2 protein-coding genes are annotated in these 1846 nt (G+C 66.7%); both read right to left on the bottom strand.

Features of this window, described 5'->3' with window-relative positions; all coding sequences use genetic code 11:
* The coding region (locus tag Y707_RS23810) for a S8 family serine peptidase (RefSeq protein ID WP_035780484.1) at positions 1–1112 on the bottom strand (1112 nt) is incomplete at its 3' end.
* Positions 1113–1151: 39 nt separating this feature from the next.
* On the bottom strand, positions 1152–1846 hold a 695-nt coding region (locus Y707_RS23805), incomplete at its 5' end, for a Ppx/GppA phosphatase family protein (RefSeq protein ID WP_035780481.1).

The following is a 1846-nucleotide window of genomic DNA, read 5'->3' as shown; positions in this document are numbered from 1 at the left end:
GCGACGTTGGCAGTCAGCGCCGCTTCGGCGTCGAGCAATCCGTAACCGTAGATGGGGTCCTTACCCGGTACGCCCGCGTCTTCAGCCGTGGTGATGATTCGCTGGATGACCTGGTTGGCGCTCATATCCGGCCATTTGGACCGGATCAATGCGGCGACACCGGCGACGATGGGAGCCGCTCCTGAGGTCCCGGACCACATGGCGTAGCCCCCGCCCGGCAAGCCACCGACCAGGTCCTCGGACGGAGCGGCGACGCCGAGCGTGACGCCCTGCGACGAGGAATCCCAACTTGCCTTGCCCTCGCGGTTCACGCCAGCCACTGAGAGCACACCCGGGATGGTCGCGGGTGCACCGACCTGCTCCATGCCGGCGCCGCGGTTTCCGGCTGCTGCGACAATCAGGACGTCATGTTGCTCGGCATACAGGAAGGCGTTGTCCCAGCTTCGCGGCCAGGAGGTGGAGGTGCTGCCCAACGACATATTGATGACGTCGGCGCCATGGTCCACGGCCCACCGCACGGCCGCAGGAATCTGCTGGTCAACGCTGACACCTGAAGGATTCGGTTTTTCCACGCCGAGCCAGGTCGAGATGCTCAGGATCTGCGCTTCGGGGGCCACGCCGATGAGGCCGTCGGGTCCGTTGCCAGGACCGTCGTAGGTCGGGACGGCACTGGGGCTGCTGCCGCCGTCGTCATCCTTGTTGTCCTTGGATTCGTCCGAATCCAGTTCAGGTTCAGGCGGGGGCTCCGGGGCATGACCGCGTCCGGCCAGCAGCGTCGCAACAAGAGTGCCGTGCTCGGGAGAATCGCCCAGCCCTTCAAGGCCGGCGGGGCTGCCTGAACCGGAGACATCGGTTCCGCCGGCGATGGCGCCTTCGAGGTCAGGGTGGTCGCCGTCGATCCCGCTGTCGATGATGGCCACTGTGACCCCGGCGCCCTTCGATTCCTTCCAGGCGTCGCGGATCCCGTATTCGTCCAGCCAGTACTGCCGCTCGCGGATACCGTCTTCCGCGATGGCGGCTGGAGCCACGGCAAGTCCGGTGAACAGCGAAGCCACCATGGTCAGGACAAGCGCCAGGGCAGCCATGCTGCGGCGCTGTTCTCGATGGTTCATGGCACTCCGTTCGGCGGGCGGGAAGAAGTCATACACCAGTCAGTTGGAGCGGATGCTCAGGGCGATGCCATCCAGAATATCGTGCTCACTGGTCACAGCGGAACCCACGCGCCCCCCGGTCAGTCCGCCGAGCCGCTCGATCACCCGGCGCCAGATCAGCGCGCCGGAGCCGATGACGTCGACCCGGCCGGGGTGCATGTAGGGCAGCCCCGCGCGCCGGGCACGGGGAAGCTGGAGCAGGTCTCCGGCGGCCGCGGCAATTTCCGACGCCGGCAGTTCAGCGGCGTGGATGACGTCACGCTGGTAGCTGTCCAGTTTCAGCGCGTGCGCCGTGATTGTGGTGACTGAGCCCGCGACGCCGACGACGGTGGCCACCGAATCGAGCGGCACGCTGGTGAGGACGGAGTCAATGGCTGCGTCGACGTCCGCGGTTGCGGCCGCTATTTCGGCACTGGTCGGCGGATCGGAGTGCAGATGCCTCTCGGTCAGCCGCACGCAGCCCACGTCCACGCTCCTGGCGGCCGTGACACCATTGGAATCGCCCAACACGAATTCCGTGCTGCCTCCGCCGAGGTCGATAACGAGGATTGGTTCCCGGCTGTCGGGATCTAGCACGCTGACCGCACCAGCGAAGGACAGGGACGCTTCCTCGTCGCCGGTAATGACTTCGGGGTCGACGCCGAGACGCTGCCGGATGCCGTCGACGAACACCTGCCGGTTTTCGGCGTCCCGGG

This window comes from Arthrobacter sp. H14 (assembly GCF_000520495.1).
Lineage (GTDB): Bacteria > Actinomycetota > Actinomycetes > Actinomycetales > Micrococcaceae > Arthrobacter_C.
This window is presented reverse-complemented; position numbering and strand designations above follow the sequence as displayed.